The sequence below is a fragment of the Ekhidna sp. genome, assembly GCF_965227465.1.
Taxonomy (GTDB): Bacteria; Bacteroidota; Bacteroidia; order Cytophagales; family Cyclobacteriaceae; genus Ekhidna.
In genome coordinates, this window is sequence record NZ_OZ245746.1 from 1,995,003 (window position 1) to 2,016,045 (window position 21,043).

Here is a 21,043-nt window from a genome sequence, read left to right on the forward strand (position 1 = left end):
ACAATTATGCGATTATACTAAGTAAAAGAATGTGAATACAAAGACCCAAACAAGGTCTACAAAGTGCCAGTAAAGACCAACCTTTTCCACCATTTCATAATGTCCCCGTCTCTCAAAAACACCAACCGTAGCTTGATAGAAGATGATAAAGTTTATTAACACCCCACTAAATACGTGGAATCCATGAAATCCTGTGATAAAGAAAAATAGGGCAGCAAAATTTGGCGGACCGTACTGATTTTGAGTTAAACCTGCACCTTGAAGAAAATTACCTACTGCATTTTTTGAAATATCAGCACCATGAATAAAGTGACTCCACTCCCAAGCCTGACATCCAAGGAAAACAAGTCCTCCTAAAATGGTCCAAAGCATCCATTTTTCTACACCCTTTCGGTCCATTCGCTCGCCTGCTTCCACGGCTAAAACCATGGTCACGCTACTTACAATCAAGATGAAAGTCATAATACCTACAAAGACAAGAGGTAACTCTACACCGTGAAGGAATGGAACAGCTTCAAAGACCTTCTCAGGTATTGGCCACCACTCTTGAGAAAAAGTGAAGTTTTCAACCGTGCCCCCATATGCCTGATGGCTAAAGCGGATCAAACCATAGGTGATCAGTAAAGCTGAAAAAGTGAAAGCATCTGATAAAAGGAAAAACCACATCATCAGTTTTCCATAGCTTACTTTCATCGGGGATTGTCCACCCTCCCATATATTCTTATTCTCTTCTACTATTACAGCCGATTCAGCCATTCTATTAGGTTTTAGGTTTAGTTATTGAAAATCAAAAATAAGTATAAATACAACCAAAGTCCACCAAGAAAATGCCAGAAAGTAGTACACATTTCAATTCGCACCATACTTTTAGAATGAACCTGGTATTTAAATGCTTTCGCTAGTACTATAAAAAGAAAAATAATAGCTCCAATCAAGTGAACTACATGTAATCCTGTAAAAATGTAAATGAAGGATCCTGCAGGATTTCCCACAAAATAATGCCCTGCATCAACCAATTGTCCCCAAGCTTTCAACTGCCCAATGATAAAGATAACCGCAAGTACTGCAGTAACAGCTAAACCAATTCTGATATTTTTGATGTTGTTCCTTTTTGCCGATATGAGTGCAAAATGCATAGATATACTACTCAAGATGATCACGAAAGTGGTGTATTTAAATAAGGGAGGGAAATCAACATAGACCCACTCGCCTACCGATTTCTTCACAATGTATGCACTGGATAGTGATACAAAAATCATTATTACCGAAACCAGAAATAGCCACATTGCGAACTTCTGTGGATGCATTGATCGCACCTGATTATTTTTTACCTCTATCTCTCCTGTCATAGCTTATCAATTAAAAAAGTAATCTGCACAATAGGTAGGTAAATAAAAGAACCGAACATGATTCTTCTTGCTTTTTGATTAGAAGTATCTTTCATTAAGCTGAACGTTTGCGCTAGAAATAATACCCCACATACAGTAGCCACCACACCACTTGTCAGTCCTGTTAATCCAAAATAGGTTGGTAGTAGTCCCAACGGTAATAGAAACAAGGTATACACCATGATGTTTACTGCTGTATTCAAATCTTTTGCACCACCTCCAGGTAATAGCTTGAATCCCGCTTTTTTATAGTCTTCATCAGAGACCCACGCGATGGCCCAAAAATGTGGAAATTGCCAGATAAACTGAATACCAAATATGATCATCGCTTCATAAGTAATCATTCCGCTGGCAGCTGCCCACCCAATGAGTGGAGGTAACGCACCTGGAATAGCTCCAACAAATACAGCAATTGAACCAACTCTCTTAAGTGGAGTATAAACAAAGGCATATAAGAGCAATGAAAGAAATGCCAAAGAAGTGGCAAGCATATTAGTTGCCAGGAACATAAGCACAAGTCCCACTATCCCGGTTATAATACTGAACCATATTGCTTCACCTTCAGATATTCGATCGGACGGCAATGGACGGTTCTTTGTACGCTTCATGATCGCATCGTACTTCACCTCGATGATCTGATTAATCGTAACAGATGATCCTGAAACCAAAAATCCTGCGATTAAAAAAGCAATAAAACTACCCCATGATATGGCAGACTGATTGGCCAATGCATATCCAAAACCTGAAGAAAAAACCACAAGAAAAGAAAGCCTTGGCTTTAGCAGCTCATAGTAAGCTTTTGCCTTGGCAGCTGTGGAAATATCTATATGTGAAACAGTAGAATTCACTTGTTGAATTTGAGTCGCAAAGTTAAATAAAACAGCGTGCTAAATATACCCACTGCCAAAATTAAATGTAGGGGTTGCAGCCAATGAGAAAACCCAAATCTGGCCATTCCAATCCCTGCAACCATAATCAAAAAAACCATTGTAGTTAATCCGATAGTAGTATTAATAACCCAAATTTCCTTCGTCTTTCTCGCATAGTAAGCAAGCAGAGCACATCCAATCAGAATCAACCAGGAATAAGACCGATGTATCAAAAAATTAGTGGATAACTCATTTATCCAGTCATTTCTCCCAATATTAGAAACCATCAAATCGTCAATAACACCTCTGACCTCTGTCCCTAAAATCAATTGAGGAATAAAAAGCAGTATGGTAATTACACTGATCAGATACAATTGCGAATGCTTAAATCTAGGCACTTCTCTCGCTCTGAAATTCATCCAAATCAATAAAGCAACTATTAAAAGAGCCAGAAGCATATGAAACGTGATGAATCCATGCAGGAGATTAGTAGAAACCACCAACGATCCAACCCAGCCCTGAAAGCCTGTCAGAACAAAGATGGCTATACCCATTACAGGTATCCAAGCAGATTTTTTTCGTAATGAAAAACTCAGAATCATGTTTAAGAATACCAACATTCCAATGACGACACCAATCAAGCGATTGACATACTCCACCCACGCTTTTGTCGCATTAAATTCTTGTTCCACCAGTACTGCCGGATCCTTTGTTATACGCTCACTGAGTTCTGTATAGCCTAGACGTTCAAAAGTACGTGCCAGGCGTTCGTTCTTTTGTAAACGTTCTTCCCTAAAAATATCCTGATAATTATCCGGGAGTCCCTCTGCAGAAGTTGGAGGTACATATTCGCCGAAGCATTTAGGCCAATCCGGGCAGCCCATACCAGCTCCGACGACTCGAACAATGCTTCCCACTAGGATCAGTACGAATACTGCTCCTAGTGTGATTGCATTGATTCTTAAAAAATTTCTTTGATTAATTAGTCTTTTCAACTCCTGTTAAATCTTCTTCCTTTGTTAGCTCGTTTTCATGCTCAAGGTTAGATTCTGGAGTGTGAGTATAAGGCACTGTTTGCGGGATGAAATCATCCTTAGCGCCCGGCTTACTATAATCATATGGCCATCTGAATACTTTCGGGATAGCTCCAACCCAGTTGCCGTGTCCTGGGAATCTTGGAGTTGTCCACTCCATAGTGTTTGATTTCCATGGGTTCATTGGTGCTAATTTTCCTCTAAAAATTGAATAGAAGAAATTGAACAAGAAGATAAACTGAGCTGCAAATGTTAAGATTGCTGCAATGCTTACCAGTGCGTTCAAATCACCATAAATACTGAAAGTCTCAAACGATGTGAATGAATAATACCTTCTTGGGAACCCTGCAATTCCGATATAGTGAAGCGGGAAAAATACCAGATAAATCCCGACAAAAGATAACCAGAAATGTAGTTTACCAAGTTTATCATTCATCATACGACCAAACATCTTAGGGAACCAGTGGTATACACCAGCAAGTAACCCGAAGAATGATGCGCTACCCATCACCAAGTGAAAGTGTGCTACTACAAAGTACGTGTCATGCAGATTGATATCAAGAACAGAGTTTCCTAAGAATATCCCTGTAAGTCCTCCTGAAATAAAGAATGATACCAAACCTATAGAAAATAACATTGCTGGCGTAAACACAATATTACCCTTCCACAATGTCGTGATATAGTTGAAAGCCTTAATCGCTGATGGTACGGCGATGATAAGTGTCAATATCGTGAAAACTGAACCTAGAAATGGATTCATACCCGTCACGAACATGTGGTGAGCCCACACGACGAAAGAAAGGAATCCAATACCTAAAATTGAACCGATCATAGCCTTGTAGCCAAATATTGGTTTTCTAGCATTTGTAGCAATGATCTCGGAAGTTATACCTAATGCCGGTAGAATTACAATGTATACCTCTGGGTGTCCTAGGAACCAGAAAAGGTGTTGATACAAGATTGGGCTTCCTCCTACATTTGGGAGTGCCTCTCCTGCAATGTATATCTCTGACAAATAAAAGCTGGTACCAAACGATCGATCAAAGATCAATAGTAGTGCAGCTGAGAGTAAAACCGGGAATGACAACAATCCGAGGATAGCTGTTACGAAGAATGCCCAAATGGTCAGTGGTAACCTGGAGAATGACATTCCTTCAGTTCGTAAATTAATTACCGTTGTTATGTAATTAATACCCCCTAATAGCGATGAAGCAATAAACAAAGCCATCGATACCAACCAAAGTGTCATTCCTAGCCCTGATCCCTGAATCGCTTGAGGTAGTGCACTCAATGGAGGATATACTGTCCATCCCCCACCGGCAGGACCTGTCTCTATAAATAGTGAGATAAACATTACCACACTAGATGCAAAGAAGAACCAGTATGATAACATATTCATAAAGCCAGAAGCCATGTCTCGTGCTCCAATTTGTAATGGAATTAGGAAGTTTGAGAACGTACCGCTTAGTCCAGCGGTAAGCACAAAAAATACCATGATGGTACCATGCATGGTTACTAATGCTAAATAAAACTCCGCATCCAATTTGCCTGCTTCGGTAATCCATTGACCTAGCATAGGTCTCAACCATTCCAGGCTCATTTCTGGAAACCCTAATTGAAGTCTGAATATTATCGAAAGGCCACCACCAATTAACGCCCAAAAAATTCCTGTTATCAAGAATTGCTTGGCGATCATCTTGTGGTCTGTCGTGAAAATATACTTACTCACAAACCCTTGCTCGTGGTGCTCATCGTGATGATCGTCGTGAGCTAAATCCTCCTGAAGTTGTATATCTGTTACTGACATATCTAATTATTTTGAACTGCTTGCAGCAGTTGTAACCTTTTGTTCTTTCTCAATGTTTTCAATTCCTGCAGCAATTTTTGCAGCTTCCTTTAAATCCTCTGGTACTTGACTTATATAGTCAGGATTTTGCTTTAAAAATGTATTCTCCTGACTTTCTTTATACCACGAATCGTATTCATCCTGCTCCAATACGGTGATGATTCCTTTCATTCCGTAATGACTCTTCCCGCAGATCTTGTTACAAACTAACTCATAGTTAAAATCCGGATTTTCAGTTATCTCACGCATCTCAGCGGTACTAACAGTTGGAGTAAACCAAAATTGAGTAGGCATCCCTGGAACTGCGTTCATTTGCATTCGGAAATGTGGGTTATAAACACTATGAATAACATCTCTACCTCTTATTTTCAATAAAACAGGCTTCCCTTTAGGTAGTACCAATTGTGTTGGCATAAAATCATCATGACCACTCTGGTCCTCCAAATCAATACCCATAGAATTAATGGCATCAATCTTTCTAAAATCGGATTCACCAAGCTGTCCATCTTTACCCGGGTACCTGAACGCCCATGCGTATTGATATCCCATTACTTCCACTACCTCAGCATCCTCAGGAGCCGGACCTGTTATTACTGTCCATTGTTTTAACCCTGAAATAATCAACCAAGCCAACACGATGGCAGGAATGATCGTCCATATCAACTCCAACTTATTGTTGTGTGGATAATAGTGAGCCGTATTTGACTCCTTATACCTGTACTTCCATCCAAATCCAAATAGAAAAATCTGAGTTACGATGAAAACAAAAACTGTGATAGCCATCGTGATCCAGAATAAATTCTCTGTAATAACCGCATGCTCAGAAGCAATTGGTAAGTTGTAGGTATCGTATTCTTTCATTGAAAAATAAAAGAACGCTGCAATACCTGCTATAAGAAAGACAATCATTAATACACCCTGGAAGTTATTCCCTGATGGTACATGACTTTTATTCTTATCCTTTTTTACAACATCAACTAACGTAGTAACGCGGTAGGCTGTGAATATCACAGCTATGATTAGAATGACCGCTACAACAATGATTAAATTAAGCATAACCTATCCCTCACTAATTAAATATGATGATGCAAACTCTCTTTCAACATTGGATGATTCTTCGCAAATAGAGGTGCTTTCGATAGTGCGTTTAACGTCACATATAAGAAAGCACTTAAATAAACAAGTATCAATCCAACCTCAAGGAATCCAAAGCCTCCGTTATCTCCAACTGTCCCTGGCGATACCATTAGATAGAAATCCAGCCAGTGTCCAAAGACTACAGCCGGGCAAACTACTTTCAAAATTCTTGAGTGTCTCTTCGCATCTCTTGTCATTAAAACTAAGAATGGGAAGAAGAAGTTTATAATTAAATTAATATAAAATACAGGAGCGTAATGATCGTCTTTCCAACGCTCCAAAAAGTATACTGTTTCCTCTGGAATGTGTGCGTAGTAAATCAATAAAAACTGAGAAAACCACACGTATGTCCAGAAGATCGTAAAAGCAAAAACAAACTTTCCTAAGTCGTGGATGTGGTTCTCGTTTACCACGGACAGGTATCCCTTATCCTTCAACATCACAACAATGAAAAGGGTTAATGCAAGACCTGCTACCCACCAGCTGGCAAATGAATACCAGCCAAACATGGTGCTAAACCAATGCACGTCTATTGACATGATCCAATCCCATGCAGCCATTGACGAAGATACTGCAAAGAAAACCAGAAATATTGCCGAGGTAGATCTCATTTTGTACCATTGTGTAGTCCCTCCTTCTATATCTTCCGAAAATGCAAGTGCTCTTAATTTTCTAAATAGTAGATACCACACAACAAAAAATATCACGAGCCTTCCTATCCAAAATAATGGAAACTCTCCACCCTCGAGTGGCCAGAAGAAATATGCAGCCTTGCCTTTCACAATTGCATCGCCACCTTCAGCAGCATATAAGTCAGCGTGCGTCCAATGAAAGATATCATGCCCACCAATCATAAATACAACCAACATCAACACAAAAGCGATAGGTAGCCAACTACCAAAAGCAAATGGAATTCGTTTAATACCTGCAGACCATCCTGCCTGAGAGGCATATTGAATGGCAAAGAAGAAGACTCCAATAATTGAGAGTCCTGCAAAGAACACATTATTGATCCATAGGTTCGATAGCAACCTTTTGATTGATGGGCTGCTTCCATGATGCTCACCCTCTTCTGCATGTCCCTCTTCTTCGGAACCATTATGATCCTCAGCTCCATAAGGCTCCTCACCATGTCCATCAGCTACGACTTCTGAATGGTCACCTTCATGACCGTCCCCATGATCTCCTGATCCTAATGTAAAATAGCCTAGCACTGAAAGCACTAACCCAACCATTAGGGTAATGATTAAGCGCTTCTTGGCAGTAGCAGTAAATTCAAATCTTTCTTCTGATACCATGAGTAGACTTAGTTCTTCTTTTGCAATTCTTTCACATATCGAGCGATTCTCCACCGATCATCAGAACTAACCTGAGACCCATGAGCACCCATTAAACCTTTACCAAAAGTGATCACATGAAAAATGTGTCCTTCAGTTATTTCCAGGTAAGCCGCACCATTAAGGTTAGCTACCCCTGCGTATGCTTCTGCAACTTTACCATCAGCATTTCCTTTTTCACCGTGACAGTGCTGACAGTAACTATCGTATAATGCTTTACCTTCTTTAACTACACTAGGATCGTCTGCTTTGAAGGGACTCTCAAATGTTGTTGCTGCCACTTCCAAATCATCAATAGTCAATCGAACAGGAAGAGGTTCTCCCCTTCTAACCGTATTAGCAACCGGCTCTCGCATGTTCATTTTAAATTGATTGTATGGATTTGAGTTGTAAAACTCACCATGTCCATCCTCATCATTGGAATCCAGCCATGAACCAGCATCTTCCTCAACGATCTGAGTCAGTGGCTCGTATGGAGTTGAATGATACATCTGAGGTGCATATTCCAAACCTGTGTCATCTACACCTGCTGCACACGAAGCAACTATGGCTCCTATCGTGATAATCCCTAAATATCTAAATGCCTTTAGTTTCATTATCAATCAAACTTTTTGTTATTAACCTCCGAAGCTCCACTTCCCTGCAGTACCTTTTTAATATCGGCTTCTGATTTATCATTTTTATCAAGATCGATAGCCATTACATGCTTATCATCGGTAATCCTGATATCATAAATTCTTGGCTTTCCCCATGGCTTTAGATTAGAAATCACAAAGAAGGTTCCTACCATTCCAAAGGATGCCAATAGAACGGTCATCTCAAATGTCACCGGTATAAATGAGGGTATTGGAACATAATCCTTACCGCCAATGATCATTGGCCAGTCAATTCCCATCATACCAACCATCATAGTCAGCGCCAGAATGGTACCTGTAATTCCAAATAGAAATGCTGCCACAGATAACCAGCTTCTCTTATAACCCAGGACATCATCTATTCCATGAACAGGGAATGGTGAATAAACTTCCTCGATTTTAACACCAGACTCCCGGACAGATGTGATGGCATGCATCAACACGTCCTCATCTTCATAAACGCCCAGTATGTAGTTCGTTCCTTGAGACATAATCTATTCTTTATTTACCCGACTGTGCCGGCTTTTCTCCAGTTGCTTTAATAATACTTTTAACCTCTGCCATGTTAATCACAGGGAAGAACTTCGCAAAAAGGAAGAACGCCGTGAAAAACAACCCGAATGTGAACACATAAACTCCAATATCATACATGGTTGGGTAAAACATCGCCCAACTTGATGGAAGGAAATCTCTGTGTAATGAAGTCACTATAATTACAAATCGCTCGAACCACATTCCAATATTTACAATAATGGAAATAATGAATGTAGCCGCCAGATTCGTTCTAATTTTCTTGAACCAGAATAGCTGAGGTGAGATTACATTACAGGTCATCATTGACCAGTATGCCCACCAGTATGGTCCGGTTGCTCTGTTAATGAATGCGTATTGCTCGGCTTCAACACCTGAGTACCATGCTATAAAGAACTCCGTGATATAAGCAATTCCTACAATGGATCCTGTCACAATGATGACAATATTCATCAACTCCACGTGCTGAATGGTAATGTAATCCTCAAGCTTGTAAACTTTTCTTGTCACCAATAGTAATGTCAACACCATGGCAAACCCTGAGAATATCGCCCCAGCCACAAAGTATGGCGGAAAGATAGTCGTATGCCATCCGGGTATAACAGAGGTGGCAAAGTCAAAGGATACAATGGTGTGTACTGAAAGTACAAGTGGCGTTGCTAATCCTGCAAGCACTAATGAAACAGTTTCATAATGAGACCAGGTTTTGGCTCCACCAGTCCATCCAAAACTTAGTGCTCCATAGATAGCTCTTGAAACTTTATTTTTAGCTCGATCTCTAATTGTGGCAAAATCCGGGATCAAACCAATGTACCAGAATACCAACGAAACAGAGAAGTATGTTGAAATTGCGAAAACATCCCAAAGAAGCGGCGAATTGAAATTCACCCATAATGATCCGAACGTGTTTGGCAATGGTAGTGCCCAATAGAATCCTAACCATGGTCTTCCCATGTGAAGTACCGGAAACATTGCCGCACAGATTACGGCAAATATGGTCATTGCTTCTGATGCACGGTTTATTGACATTCTCCAACGCTGACGGAAAAGCAATAGCACAGCGGAAATCAATGTTCCTGCGTGACCAATACCTACCCACCATACGAAGTTCGTAATATCCCAGGCCCATCCTACAGTTTTATTGAGGCCCCACATCCCAATTCCATCCCACAAAGTAATTGCTACTGCATATCCTCCGGCAAGGAGAAGTGCTAAAGAGACCGCCATTGCCAACATCCATGTAACTGTTGGCTTCTGCTCTACTCTTCCAGCAATATCCTCAGAAACATCGTGGAGTGTCTTTCCACCCGTTATTAAGGGTATCCGTACTTCTGATTCTGCGTGCATTATGCTTCTATTTTTTCGTTTTTGTCTTTATTTCTGATTTTAGTCAAGTACCAAACGTTTGGCATCACTCTCAACTCCTCAAGCACATGATATGCTCTATCCTCAGTTGCTTCTACACTCTTCTCCTTGTACTTGAGCTTTAAAGTTTTGGAAATTCTGCTTTCCGGATCCTTCATGTCACCAAATACCAATGCATCTGTAGGACATGATTTAGCACAGGCCGTTTGGATCTCACCATCAACCGGTCTTCTTCCTTCTTTCTTAGCGTCAAGTTTACCTGATTGAATTCGTTGAACACAGAACGTACATTTCTCCATTACCCCTCTGGCTCTCACAGTCACATCCGGATTCAGCACCATTTTACCCAAATCATTATTCATTGGGGTGTTCTTATCGAACTTGGCATTGTCGTGGTATTTAAACCAATTAAAACGACGCACTTTATAAGGACAGTTGTTTGCACAATACCGTGTTCCGATACACCTGTTATAAGTCATCTGGTTTAGTCCTTCACTACTGTGTGTAGTTGCTGCAACCGGACATACTGTCTCACATGGAGCGTTGTTACATTGCTGACACATCATCGGCTGGAAAGTAACCTCAGGGTTTTCTACCGCTGCAAGTTCTTTCTGCTTCACCTCCATCAGATTCTTATCATCGGAGGTAAATTCATCTTCAGGTCGCATGCTGTAATATCGATCAATTCTGATCCAATGCATCTCCCTCCTATTTAGGACTTCCTCCTTACCTACAACAGGAATATTGTTTTCAGTCTGACATGCGACAGTACAGGTACCACAGCCAGTACATGAGTTTAGATCAACGATCATTCCCCAATGATGATTTGGGTACTCGTGTCCATTCCAAAGAGAAACAGCATGAGGTCTTACCTTCGTACCATCTGCTTTAGAAATAAGCGGCATGTATCTACCTGCCTGAGGATCCTTTTGATATTCTTTTAGCGTTGCTTCCTGAATGACCGTTTCTCTTCCGGCATAGGTCTGTGCAGTTTGAGTCTGAGCCACTTTACGCTGCTCACCATTCAATTCTAATGATGCATTTTTGGCATTGAATCGAAGGCCATCAGCAGTAATACTTACCAATTGGTATGCGTTTACTCCAACACCATTTCCAACTTTACCTGCCTTCGTTCTTCCGTAACCTACAGCCAATCCAACAGTCCCATAGGCCTGTCCGGGTTGTGGAACTACAGGAGCTGTAACCGACTTACCATTAACCGTAAGTGTGGCTACTTTGTAGTCCATATCTCCACCTTTAACATCCCATCCGCTTTCTCTCGCCTGACGAGGAGAAACTGTGAAGTAATTGTCCCAACAAGCTTTCGTTATTGGATCCGGCATTTCATGCAACCATGGGTTGTTAGCCTGAGTACCATCACCAATTGAATAATTTGTATAAAGTGCTAGCTCAAGTCCGTCTGACTTAGCTGTATATCCTTTTAAGTTGCCTGCTACAACTATCGCATCAACCGAAATAGCTTTTTGATCACCTGAGACTTCTGTATTATAAAAACCATCATGCAAACACTTATCAAAGAATCCATTAAAGTCTCCAGAGGCCATTGGCTTCCAACCTTCTCTCATAAAATCGTAATAAGAGGTTGAATTATCAGCCCATCTTAAGAATGATTCCTGAGCTTGTCTTGTGTTAAAAAGGTTCTTTATTGTCGGCTGTGCCAGTGTAATGTGACCGGTAACAGGTTCGAAATCATTCCACGACTCTAAAAAGTGATGATCAGGAGCAATGTATTTCACAGAGCTATTTGTCTCATCCATTCGATCACAAGTGGATATCGTTGTTTTAACCTTTCCAAGTGAACTGACCAATTGAGCACCCATTGGGTGATCATATGCCGGATTACAGTTGAAAAATATCACTGAACCAACACTGCCTGCTTTTACATCGCTTACAAGCTGTGCAAATGATGCGTCACTTCCTTTTCTTGTATTAACACTTTTAGAAGTATCTATCGTTGAACCATAGCTCTGCAACAAATCATTAATTGCAATAACTAATAGTTGAACGTTTTTGTCGTTTGAACCAGATATAACAATGGCTTTACCTCTTGACCTCCAAAGGTCATTGGCCGCTTTTTCGAGCATTACTGAATCTTCTAGTCTGGCGACACCAATAGTTGCTGAGCCGGCCTTTTGCGCTATCAGATTATAGAGATTAGCAACATATAAACCTTCTTGAGATGGTTTAATAGGCTGTCGGTAGTCAGCGTTAGATCCTGTCAGTGAAAGATTTGATTCAAAAGCATAAAGCCTTGACATTTCCTTTTTGTCCGGCCCCAGTTTTCTCGCTGCTGCAAATTGCTTGTTGTTGATCGCCTGATTAGGCCAGCTACCTAAGAAATCAGCAGTCACTGAAACGATTGTGCTCGCTTTTGAAAAGTCGTGCATTGGCAAGCTTCTACTTCCCGTCGCTTCACCATAGGCGTCCAATAGGCCAGCCATTGATACTGGGTCATATTGAACATGTTCAACAGTTCCGTACTTTTCATTTAAAGCCTCGACAGCACGGGATGTACTTGGGCTACAGTTTGAATATGAAACAATGCTGATTTTTCCAGCATTTGCTGCTAACTCCGTTTTAATTCTGTTATCAAGGGTGTCCCAGTCTGTATCTTCGCCAGCTATTTTTGGATTTTGTAGTCTCTCACCATCATAAAGTGAAAGAACAGAGGATTCAACTTGTGTCGTTGTGCCACCTTTGCTCATCATAGAAAGATCATTTCCTTCTATTTTAATAGGCCGTCCTTCTCTTGTTTTTACCACCACCGGCACAACATCGTTACCCATTGCATAGGTCGATGCATAATAGTTAGCAACACCAGGATCTACGTCTACTGGTTTGTTTACATAAGGGATGGCTTTTCTAATTGGAGCTTCACATGCAGCCAGGGAAGCCGCGGCAACTCCAAACCCCATCAACTTAAGAAAATCTCTTCGTGATGGTTCACCATTTTCTCCACTATTGATCGGTAAATATTCCGGGAATTCTTTTGAAGCTCTATCTTGGAAATCTGCAGTATTTTCCAGTTGCTCTAACCCTTTCCAGTATTTCTTAGTTTCTTTCATTATACTTTAGATCAGCAGTTTACGAATATTAATAGTGACATTTAGAACATTCCAAACCTCCAATATCTTCAACCTTCATCGGCTCCTTGCTCTGCTCTGAGTGAAGCTTTACAAGCCTGTCGTAATATTCGTTTCCTTTCGTATTTACATCTGTTTCTCTGTGGCAATTGATACACCATCCCATGGTGAGTGTTGAGTATTGATACACCACTTCCATTTCCTTTATTGGACCGTGACAGGTTTCACAATCAAGACCAGCCACTTTTACGTGCTGTGAGTGATTGAAATAAGCCAAGTCAGGAAGATTATGAATTCTTACCCACTCGATTGGTTTTGTATCCGTTCCGTATGTCTGTGTTGCCGGATCGTAATCTATCGCTGCATAGATTTTTGCAATTTCTTCTGAAACTCCATCTTGACCTCCTACATTCTTGATTTGTGAATGACAATTCATACAAATGTTTGGAGAAGGAATATTTGCTGATTTTGATTTATTCACTCCGGTGTGACAATACTGACAATCAATCTCATATTGTCCTGCATGTAATTCATGAGAGAATGCTATCGGTTGTGCTGGTTGATAGCCTTGTTGCACGCCTATGGTAAATGCTCCATCTATTAGCGTCTTCAATACCAGTATAGTGAATACAAATATCACAAGTCCAACAAAATTGTTGCTCTTTAAGAAAGCCCCAACATCAAACTGTTGAGAAACAATCTCTTGTTCAGCTTCATCCAGTCCTTTAACATCTTTAAGATGCTTAACCAAAGTTTGAGCCGCTATAATCAATGCGACAACAGCTAGAGCTAGTACTACCACCAAAATGATGATCACTGCCATCAAATAAGAAGAAGAAACAGAGTCTCCTCCACCTTCAACTTCAACAATAGCTACTTCTTCAACCGGAGGACCTGCAGCTGTTTCTGCTTTAACGTAAGCCAAAATCGCTAAAACATCATCATCCGAGAATGATGGGTAAGCGGTCATAACCGTCTGATTGTATTCTTCCCATAGAGCAACTGCTTGCTCATCTCCTGCGGCAATCATTGCCTGAGAATTTTTAATCCATGGAATCAACCACTCCACAGACCTTCTTTCAGTTACTCCATTCAGAGCAGGTCCAATTCTAACACTCCAGATTTCATGGCATGTAGAACAATTAGTTTTAAAGTTGGACTCCCCGGCTGCTATTATGCTTTCATCTGTGGGAATTTCCTGAGCATTTAAGCTCAGTGATGTAAATATCCCCAGCGCCAGGCTGAAGAATATTCGGGTTAGATTCGGTGTTGTTTTAAACATGTATTCCGATGACTTGTAGATCAAACGCGTACAAAAGTAACATTGGGTTGCTGTTTTTCAAAGGTGGGTTATAACCCTACTTATGGGTATTGACCTGTTTATTCTTAAGCTGCTGATTATCAATATATTAATTACAAATATTTTAAAATAAAACACCTTATTTAGAATCATTTTAAATAAGTAAAAGCCGTTGTTTATTTGGTGATTTCGACAGGGTACTCATTATTGATTGAATTGGCTTTCAGATAATCATATAAGTATTGATGTATTGTGGGACGAACATTCAAATCATAGATCGCTCGATAGGTTCGAGAGGGATAAACACGATTTGTCAAAAAAATAAAAATCAAGTCATTCTCAGGGTCTGCCCATGCAAGCGTACCTGTATATCCGGTGTGTCCATAACTCGCATATGAGGCACTTTTGGCTACACTGCTACGAATTGAATCATATTGCAGAAGTGGCTTATCAAAACCAAGACCCCTCCTATTTTCGTTGTTCGGATATTGAGCAGAAGTAAATAGTTGGATTGTTTGTGGTTTTAATAATTGCACTGAGTCAATATGTCCCTCATTGACTAAAAGAGTCATCACCTTAGATAAATCCTCTGCATTGCTAAACAGGCCAGCATTACCAGATATTCCCTTCATCATAATTGCCCCTTCATCGTGTACTTTTCCATGAATCGCTTCCATCCTGAAGAAGGTATCTATCTCAGTCGGGACTATTTGTTCTTTAGAAAACTTTTGTAATGGATTAAAGGTAGTAGTTACCGCGCTCAATGGAGTATAAAAATGATGAGCTAAATAATCCTGATAACTCGTATCTGTTAGGTTTTTAACAAGCTCCGGAATTAAATAAAAAAATATGCCGGAGTATCGATATTTCCTCTCTTTTGAGACATCACTCTTTCGAATCATCTTTCTGATTTTTGAATAAAAGTCCCTGTGCAAATACAAGCTATCAGTTAATTCAAAATTGTATTCATCATCTTGTTCGTTGGACACAGTGCGATTCCTAAACTTTCCATTTTTCTTTCTTGATTCCTGATGATAGGGAATCCATGGGTATAATCCGGCCTGATGTGCCATAGCCTCTCGAAAAGTAACTCTCCCAACTTTTCTGCCTAGTTTGGTTATGTAATCACCTATTGGATCATCAAGATTGTAATGGCCTGATTCATATAATTTCATCATAGCCAATGTCCCACCAACTACCTTAGTAATAGAGGCCAGATCATAAATATCATTAACCGCCACCCTTCTAATCGAATCATACGTATGGTACCCATAAGACTTTAGAAATATCAGGCTATCACCTATACTAGCATATATAACACAGCCTGGAAATGCTTCCGTTTTAATTGCCCCATAAACCACACTATCTATGCAATTCTTTATTGAATCCCGGTCTTGTCCATTAACGAAAACGATTGCAATAAATAAAAGAGAAAATAAAGTATGTCGGAGTTTTTGCATGATCTATTTTTGATGCTCACCTTACAAGTCAATGAATCAAACTAAGTATTTTATTATTGATTTCGACAGCACGTTTACTCAGGTAGAAGCCTTGGATGTGCTCGCTGAAATCTCTCTCAAGGATAACGAAAATCAAGCGAATGCCATTGAGGAAATAAAGTCAATCACTGATCAGGGCATGGATGGCTGTATGTCATTCCGCGAATCTTTAAAAAAACGCCTGGATATTGTGAATGCAAATCAGAAGGATCTACCTGAATTAGTGGATAGGCTGAGCAAATTAGTTTCTCCTTCATTCCAAAGAAATACAGCGTTCATTGATAAGTATAGGGATCAGATATACATTGTTTCTAATGGATTCAAAGACTTCATTGTACCAATCGTCAGCAAGTTTGGAATTAAAGAAGAAAACGTATTTGCAAACGAGTTTATTTATAACGAAGCTGGCGCAATAATCGGGTTTAATGAAGAGAATATGCTTTCGGCAAATAATGGAAAACCTAATCAAATCGCAAGTTTAAATCTTAAGGGAGAGGTTTTCGTTCTGGGTGATGGCTATACAGACTATGAAATTAAAAAAGCCGGGCTGGCACATAAATTTTATGCTTTTACAGAAAATGTTAGAAGAGAGAAGATACTTAATGAAGCGGACCATGAAGCACCATCTTTAGATGAATTCCTTTTTAGTCAAAAACTTGAGCGTGCACACTCCTATCCTAAAAATAGGATTAAAGCTTTAATGCTCGAAAATATTCACGAAGGGGCCATTCAACGCCTCAAAAACGAGGGTTATCAGGTTGAAATATATCCAGCCGGGATGACAGAAGACGAATTAGTCAAAGCTATTAAAGACGTAAGTGTCCTGGGAATTCGTTCTAAAACTCAAGTAACCAAAAAAGTACTAGACAATGCCAAAAGGCTTCTTTCTGTCGGCGCATTCTGTATTGGCACTAACCAGATAGACCTTAATGCAGCTTTGAAAAAAGGGGTAGCGGTTTTTAATGCACCATTCTCAAATACGCGCTCGGTTGTGGAACTGGCTCTTGCTGAGATCATTATGCTTATGCGTAATCTTCCGGATAAGATGTCTGAAATGCATAAGGGCAAATGGAATAAATCAGCGAATGGAAGCTTTGAGGTGCGAGGTAAGACGCTCGGCATCATCGGATATGGAAAGATTGGATCTCAGCTTTCCATCCTTGCAGAATCCATTGGTATAAACGTTCAATATTATGATTTAGAGGAGAAACTGGCGTTGGGTAATGCAACAGCATGTCCAAGCCTGGAACACCTCTTAAAGTCATCAGATATAGTTAGTGTGCATGTAGATGGAAGAGAAGAAAATAAGCTAATCATTGGTTCAAATGAATTTGAACTAATGAAACACGGAGTTGTCTTTGTCAACCTGAGCAGAGGCCATGTAGTCGATGTGGATGCACTTGCCCGATACATTGAAAACGGTAAAATTCACGGTGCTAGCGTAGATGTATTTCCTGAAGAGCCCCTGAGCAACGATCACCCATTCCAATCACCACTCATGGGATTGAAAAATACAATCCTTACTCCGCATGTTGGTGGGAGCACATTAGAAGCTCAAGAGAATATTGCAGATTTTGTGCCTTCGAAGATTATTGAATATATAAATACCGGATCAACGACCAATAGTGTCAACTTCCCAAATATCACTCTGCCTACTTTAAGCCAGGCTCACAGATTTATTCATATTCATAAAAATGAGCCCGGAATTCTTGCAGAGATTAACAATATCCTCGCAAAACATGGCATCAATATTGGGGGACAATACTTGAAAACCAATGATATAATAGGGTATGTTATTACGGATATAGACAAGAACTACCAAGAAGAGGTAATAAAAGACCTTAAATTGGTCCAAGGTACCCTTAGATTCAGAGTTTTATATTAGATTTAAGTTAAATTTTAGTAAAAACCACCCAACCAGAAGAGCTTATTTTAACGTTAATAAGCTAAATACTGAAAAATGAGTTACCCGCTTAATTGGAAATCGCTTAGTACACTAGCAGAGTTTGATCAAATTGTAGAAAACTCGAAGGAAAAGCCTGCGCTTATTTTTAAGCACAGACCTTCGTCTACTGAGAGCACTCATGCACTTGAGCAATTAGAAAGAGATTGGACGATTTCTCCGGAAGATCTTGACCTATACATGCTTGATGTAATGAAAGAAAAGAACATTTCAGAGGCTGTCACTGAGTCCGCCGGCGTAATCAATGAATATCCTCAGGTGCTACTCTTTGCGGATGGTGTAACGATGTATGATGAGTCGAGAGAAATGATCAGTGTGAAAAAGATCAAATTAGCCCTCAAAATTATCAACAGAACATTTAAATGGATGGAAACCAGAGTTTGACGGAACCTTATTTTCATTTATAAAATTATATTGCTCTTTAGTTTAAAGAGCTTTTTTTATGTCTAACAAAATCTACTTCACTCCCGGTCCTGCTCAGCTGTTTTATACATTTGAAGAACATCTAAAGCGCGCACTTTTTGAAGACATTCCTTCAATTTCACACAGAAGCAGCAAATTTATTCGTGTGGTAGAAGAGACGAATGAGGCTTTGGCCGAACTTCTTGAATTACCATCAGGGCATCACATCTATTTTCTAAATTCAGCCAATGAGGCTTGGGATCGGATTATTCAGAACTTGGTTGATAAAAGTTCACACCATTTTGTGAATGGGTCATTTAGCCAAAAGTTCTATGATTTTGCACTGGCACACAACAAACAAAGTACACTCTCAAAAGTCAATGATGGCGATTCTTTTTCCGAATTAGAGGTTCCTGACTATTCAGAATTAATTGGCATCACCAAAAATGAAACCAGCGTTGGTTACAGTTTTTTAGCCGATGAAATAACAATTCTGAGGAATAACAACCCTGATAAAATTATCGCTTTAGATATTGTAAGTGCTTCACCGTCATTAGCCGTAGATTTTAAACAAATAGACACGGCCTATTTCTCTGTTCAAAAAGCTTTTGGGCTTCCTCCGGGATTAGGGGTATGGATTGCAAATGAGAAGTGTCATGAAGTGGCTGAAAAAAGAGCGACTCAAACCTCTTTAGGATCTTATAGGACGCTACCAAATCTGCACAAGTTTGGAATAAAGCAACAGACTCCCGAAACACCAAATATGCTTTTCATTTACCTCCTGGGCAAGATCGCTCAGGATATGCTTCAGGTAGGACTAAAAAAGTTGAGAAATGACACCACTTATAAAGCAGCCATTCTAAATCAAACAATAGAGGATCATCCAATGCTTTCTCATTTAGTGTCTTCCAAGCCACATAGGTCTAAGACCACCATTCTTGCTAAAACAGATCAATCAGGAAAATTCCTATCTTTCTTTGAAGAGAAAGGGATTATTTTAGGAAATGGGTATGGGGTTCATAAAGAGAATCATATACGTATTGCGAATTTCCCAACGCATTCAAAGGAATCTGTTGAGATGATTTGTGATATGTTTAAAAAAATAGAATAATATTCCGTTGAACTGAAACATTTTGCGCTTATCCGAGTATTAATTTCACAACATGAATATTTTAAGAATAAATATTTTGAAAATTAGATTTTAATTGTTGTTAGAATATTATTCAAGCATACCTTTGCAGTAAATAACACCCCAAAGCTTTGATCGCGCCACTAAAAAAAATTATAACATGCCTTGATCACACTGATATGGATCAGGGTTTAATAGAAAATGCTTGCACCTTAAGTAAGGTAGCTGGAGCCACTCAAATTGTTTTTTTAAACATTATTAAAGACTTCAATCTTCCAGATGCTGTTCTAAAGGAATTCCCAGATCTTTTAGATAAAGCAATAAAGGAGCGAAAGGATGAGATAAAAGGACTTCTTAAACAGCACTTCAAATGTGATGTGCCAACTAAAATAATTGTAAAACAAGGAGGAGAAACTAAAGAGATTTTAAATGTAGCCAATGAGATCAAATCCGACCTTATCATACTTGGACGCAAGAAGGTTAGCGATTCAGTATTGAGTACACGAATTGCTCGCCGGTCACCGTGCAATTTGCTGGTAATCCCTCAAGGTGAAAAATTGAAATTTGACAAAATTTTTATTCCAGTAGATTTTTCTGATTATTCGTCATTATCACTAAGAAGAACGCTCCTGCTTACCAAAGACTTAAAATCTAAAATTTATCTTCAGTACGTTTACAATGTTCCGTCCAGTTATAGGTATTCCGGGAAATCTTATAAGGAGTTTTCGGACATTATGAAGGGACATGCAAAGAAAGATCTGGAGTTTTTAATTAAAAAGGCGGAAACAAAAGATCAGGAATTGATTCCGGTTACAACGCTAGATGAGAATGGAAAGATCATTGATCTCATCCTGGACACGGCCGATAAAAAGAAAGTAAACATGATTGTCATGGGAGCTAAAGGGAGAACAGCAACTTCTGCATTATTCATCGGTAGCAAAGCGGAGCGTATGATAAGAATAAATGACTCAATCCCATTGATGATCATTAGAAAAAAAGGAGCAGTGGCTGGAATTCTTGAAACGCTTATGGATTTAAATTAAGATCTCATCTTATCGAGAAGGGAGTTTAGAGTAGCAGCTTCTTTCTCGGTAAGCTTATCGTTGGCTCTCTCCCACTCTTCAATTTTGCTGTCCATTTCCCTCAACAATTCCAGCCCTTGATCGGAAATGATCACATCTACTGCCCTCCTATCTTTAGAACACTGTCTCCTTTCCACTAATTTTTTCTGCTCTAGTTTATCTACTATGCGAGAAGCATTTGAGCTTTTGTCCAGCATCCGATCAATTAATAAGTTTACTGTGGCAGGCTTTGGGTGTTGTCCCCGAAGTATTCTTAGGATATTAAATTGTGGGGTTGTTAAACCGTATAATTTGAAAAGCTGAATGTGCTGCTGATGAAGCCAGGCACTGGTATAGATCACATTTACCACGGCCTTCGAATATTGGCTTTTAAACTTCTCCTGTTTTATTTCTTCAGATATACCCATATACGAATTGATCTT

The 21,043-nt window shown here is 39.6% G+C and carries 18 protein-coding genes; 4 read left to right on the top strand and 14 right to left on the bottom strand.

Going from position 1 to position 21,043, the window contains the following annotated elements; genetic code table 11:
* Positions 1-12: 12 nt before the first annotated feature.
* The 13 genes from ACO05G_RS08805 to ACO05G_RS08865 form a co-directional block, all read right to left on the bottom strand.
* Complete coding sequence (locus ACO05G_RS08805) at positions 13-756, bottom strand: cytochrome c oxidase subunit 3 (protein ID WP_421765609.1); 744 nt, start codon at positions 754-756, stop codon at positions 13-15.
* A 17-nt stretch (positions 757-773) separates the two neighbouring features.
* On the bottom strand, positions 774-1,349 hold the full coding sequence (locus tag ACO05G_RS08810; protein WP_421765610.1) for a cytochrome c oxidase subunit 3: 576 nt from the start codon (positions 1,347-1,349) through the stop codon (positions 774-776).
* Positions 1,346-2,245: a heme o synthase gene (gene cyoE / locus ACO05G_RS08815; RefSeq protein WP_421765711.1), complete on the bottom strand. Its 900-nt coding sequence runs from the start codon at positions 2,243-2,245 to the stop codon at positions 1,346-1,348. Before cyoE ends, ACO05G_RS08810 begins: the two co-directional genes overlap by 4 nt.
* Entirely contained in the window at positions 2,233-3,252 is a 1,020-nt protein-coding gene (locus ACO05G_RS08820) for a COX15/CtaA family protein (RefSeq protein WP_421765611.1), read from the bottom strand. Before ACO05G_RS08820 ends, cyoE begins: the two co-directional genes overlap by 13 nt.
* Positions 3,236-5,098 (bottom strand): cytochrome c oxidase subunit I, encoded by a 1,863-nt coding sequence (locus tag ACO05G_RS08825; RefSeq protein WP_421765612.1) that lies wholly within the window; start codon positions 5,096-5,098, stop codon positions 3,236-3,238. Before ACO05G_RS08825 ends, ACO05G_RS08820 begins: the two co-directional genes overlap by 17 nt.
* A 6-nt stretch (positions 5,099-5,104) precedes the next feature.
* The gene (locus ACO05G_RS08830) at positions 5,105-6,193 is read right to left on the bottom strand and encodes a cytochrome c oxidase subunit II (protein ID WP_348284415.1); all 1,089 of its coding nucleotides are present in this window, start codon (positions 6,191-6,193) and stop codon (positions 5,105-5,107) included.
* 17 nt (positions 6,194-6,210) lie between these two features.
* Positions 6,211-7,572: a quinol:cytochrome C oxidoreductase gene (locus ACO05G_RS08835; RefSeq protein WP_421765613.1), complete on the bottom strand. Its 1,362-nt coding sequence runs from the start codon at positions 7,570-7,572 to the stop codon at positions 6,211-6,213.
* A gap of 8 nt (positions 7,573-7,580) precedes the next feature.
* A complete protein-coding gene (locus tag ACO05G_RS08840) occupies positions 7,581-8,207 on the bottom strand; it encodes a c-type cytochrome (protein ID WP_421765614.1) in 627 nt (208 codons plus the stop codon).
* A 2-nt stretch (positions 8,208-8,209) separates the two neighbouring features.
* Positions 8,210-8,737, bottom strand: a complete 528-nt coding sequence (locus tag ACO05G_RS08845) for a DUF3341 domain-containing protein (protein WP_421765615.1) — start codon at positions 8,735-8,737, stop codon at positions 8,210-8,212.
* Positions 8,738-8,747: 10 nt separating this feature from the next.
* Positions 8,748-10,124, bottom strand: coding sequence for an NrfD/PsrC family molybdoenzyme membrane anchor subunit (gene nrfD / locus ACO05G_RS08850; protein WP_421765616.1), 1,377 nt, complete (start codon positions 10,122-10,124; stop codon positions 8,748-8,750).
* The gene (locus ACO05G_RS08855; RefSeq protein ID WP_421765617.1) at positions 10,124-13,228 is read right to left on the bottom strand and encodes a TAT-variant-translocated molybdopterin oxidoreductase; all 3,105 of its coding nucleotides are present in this window, start codon (positions 13,226-13,228) and stop codon (positions 10,124-10,126) included. The genes nrfD and ACO05G_RS08855 overlap by 1 nt, the downstream gene beginning before the upstream one ends.
* Before the next feature lie 28 nt (positions 13,229-13,256).
* The gene (locus tag ACO05G_RS08860; protein ID WP_421765618.1) at positions 13,257-14,528 is read right to left on the bottom strand and encodes a cytochrome c3 family protein; all 1,272 of its coding nucleotides are present in this window, start codon (positions 14,526-14,528) and stop codon (positions 13,257-13,259) included.
* A 194-nt stretch (positions 14,529-14,722) separates the two neighbouring features.
* A complete protein-coding gene (locus ACO05G_RS08865) occupies positions 14,723-16,006 on the bottom strand; it encodes a serine hydrolase domain-containing protein (protein WP_421765619.1) in 1,284 nt (427 codons plus the stop codon).
* Between the two features lie 31 nt (positions 16,007-16,037).
* Here ACO05G_RS08865 and serA point away from each other — a divergent pair, with 31 nt between their 5' ends.
* From serA to ACO05G_RS08885, 4 genes are all read left to right on the top strand, one after another.
* Entirely contained in the window at positions 16,038-17,930 is a 1,893-nt protein-coding gene (serA, locus tag ACO05G_RS08870; RefSeq protein WP_421765620.1) for a phosphoglycerate dehydrogenase, read from the top strand.
* A gap of 75 nt (positions 17,931-18,005) precedes the next feature.
* Positions 18,006-18,392, top strand: coding sequence for a bacillithiol system redox-active protein YtxJ (gene ytxJ / locus ACO05G_RS08875; RefSeq protein WP_348284424.1), 387 nt, complete (start codon positions 18,006-18,008; stop codon positions 18,390-18,392).
* Positions 18,393-18,450: 58 nt separating this feature from the next.
* Entirely contained in the window at positions 18,451-19,521 is a 1,071-nt protein-coding gene (locus tag ACO05G_RS08880) for an aminotransferase class V-fold PLP-dependent enzyme (protein ID WP_421765621.1), read from the top strand.
* Between the two features lie 149 nt (positions 19,522-19,670).
* Entirely contained in the window at positions 19,671-20,582 is a 912-nt protein-coding gene (locus tag ACO05G_RS08885) for a universal stress protein (protein WP_421765622.1), read from the top strand.
* On the opposite strand, the gene ACO05G_RS08890 is transcribed toward ACO05G_RS08885, so the two are convergent.
* Positions 20,579-21,028, bottom strand: a complete 450-nt coding sequence (locus tag ACO05G_RS08890) for a MarR family winged helix-turn-helix transcriptional regulator (RefSeq protein WP_348284427.1) — start codon at positions 21,026-21,028, stop codon at positions 20,579-20,581. The genes ACO05G_RS08885 and ACO05G_RS08890 overlap by 4 nt on opposite strands.
* Between the last annotated feature and the right edge of the window lie 15 nt (positions 21,029-21,043).

Coding starts and splice junctions, on each gene's coding strand:
- nrfD (WP_421765616.1), bottom strand. CDS start 10,124: ATGCACGCAGAATCAGAAGTACGGATACCCTTAATAACGGGTGGAAAG.
- serA (WP_421765620.1), top strand. CDS start 16,038: ATGAATCAAACTAAGTATTTTATTATTGATTTCGACAGCACGTTTACT.
- ACO05G_RS08890 (WP_348284427.1), bottom strand. CDS start 21,028: ATGGGTATATCTGAAGAAATAAAACAGGAGAAGTTTAAAAGCCAATAT.
- ACO05G_RS08830 (WP_348284415.1), bottom strand. CDS start 6,193: ATGCTTAATTTAATCATTGTTGTAGCGGTCATTCTAATCATAGCTGTG.
- ACO05G_RS08805 (WP_421765609.1), bottom strand. CDS start 756: ATGGCTGAATCGGCTGTAATAGTAGAAGAGAATAAGAATATATGGGAG.
- ACO05G_RS08810 (WP_421765610.1), bottom strand. CDS start 1,349: ATGACAGGAGAGATAGAGGTAAAAAATAATCAGGTGCGATCAATGCAT.
- ACO05G_RS08855 (WP_421765617.1), bottom strand. CDS start 13,228: ATGAAAGAAACTAAGAAATACTGGAAAGGGTTAGAGCAACTGGAAAAT.
- ACO05G_RS08840 (WP_421765614.1), bottom strand. CDS start 8,207: ATGAAACTAAAGGCATTTAGATATTTAGGGATTATCACGATAGGAGCC.
- ACO05G_RS08845 (WP_421765615.1), bottom strand. CDS start 8,737: ATGTCTCAAGGAACGAACTACATACTGGGCGTTTATGAAGATGAGGAC.
- ACO05G_RS08860 (WP_421765618.1), bottom strand. CDS start 14,528: ATGTTTAAAACAACACCGAATCTAACCCGAATATTCTTCAGCCTGGCG.
- ACO05G_RS08835 (WP_421765613.1), bottom strand. CDS start 7,572: ATGGTATCAGAAGAAAGATTTGAATTTACTGCTACTGCCAAGAAGCGC.
- ACO05G_RS08825 (WP_421765612.1), bottom strand. CDS start 5,098: ATGTCAGTAACAGATATACAACTTCAGGAGGATTTAGCTCACGACGAT.
- ytxJ (WP_348284424.1), top strand. CDS start 18,006: ATGAGTTACCCGCTTAATTGGAAATCGCTTAGTACACTAGCAGAGTTT.
- ACO05G_RS08880 (WP_421765621.1), top strand. CDS start 18,451: ATGTCTAACAAAATCTACTTCACTCCCGGTCCTGCTCAGCTGTTTTAT.
- ACO05G_RS08865 (WP_421765619.1), bottom strand. CDS start 16,006: ATGCAAAAACTCCGACATACTTTATTTTCTCTTTTATTTATTGCAATC.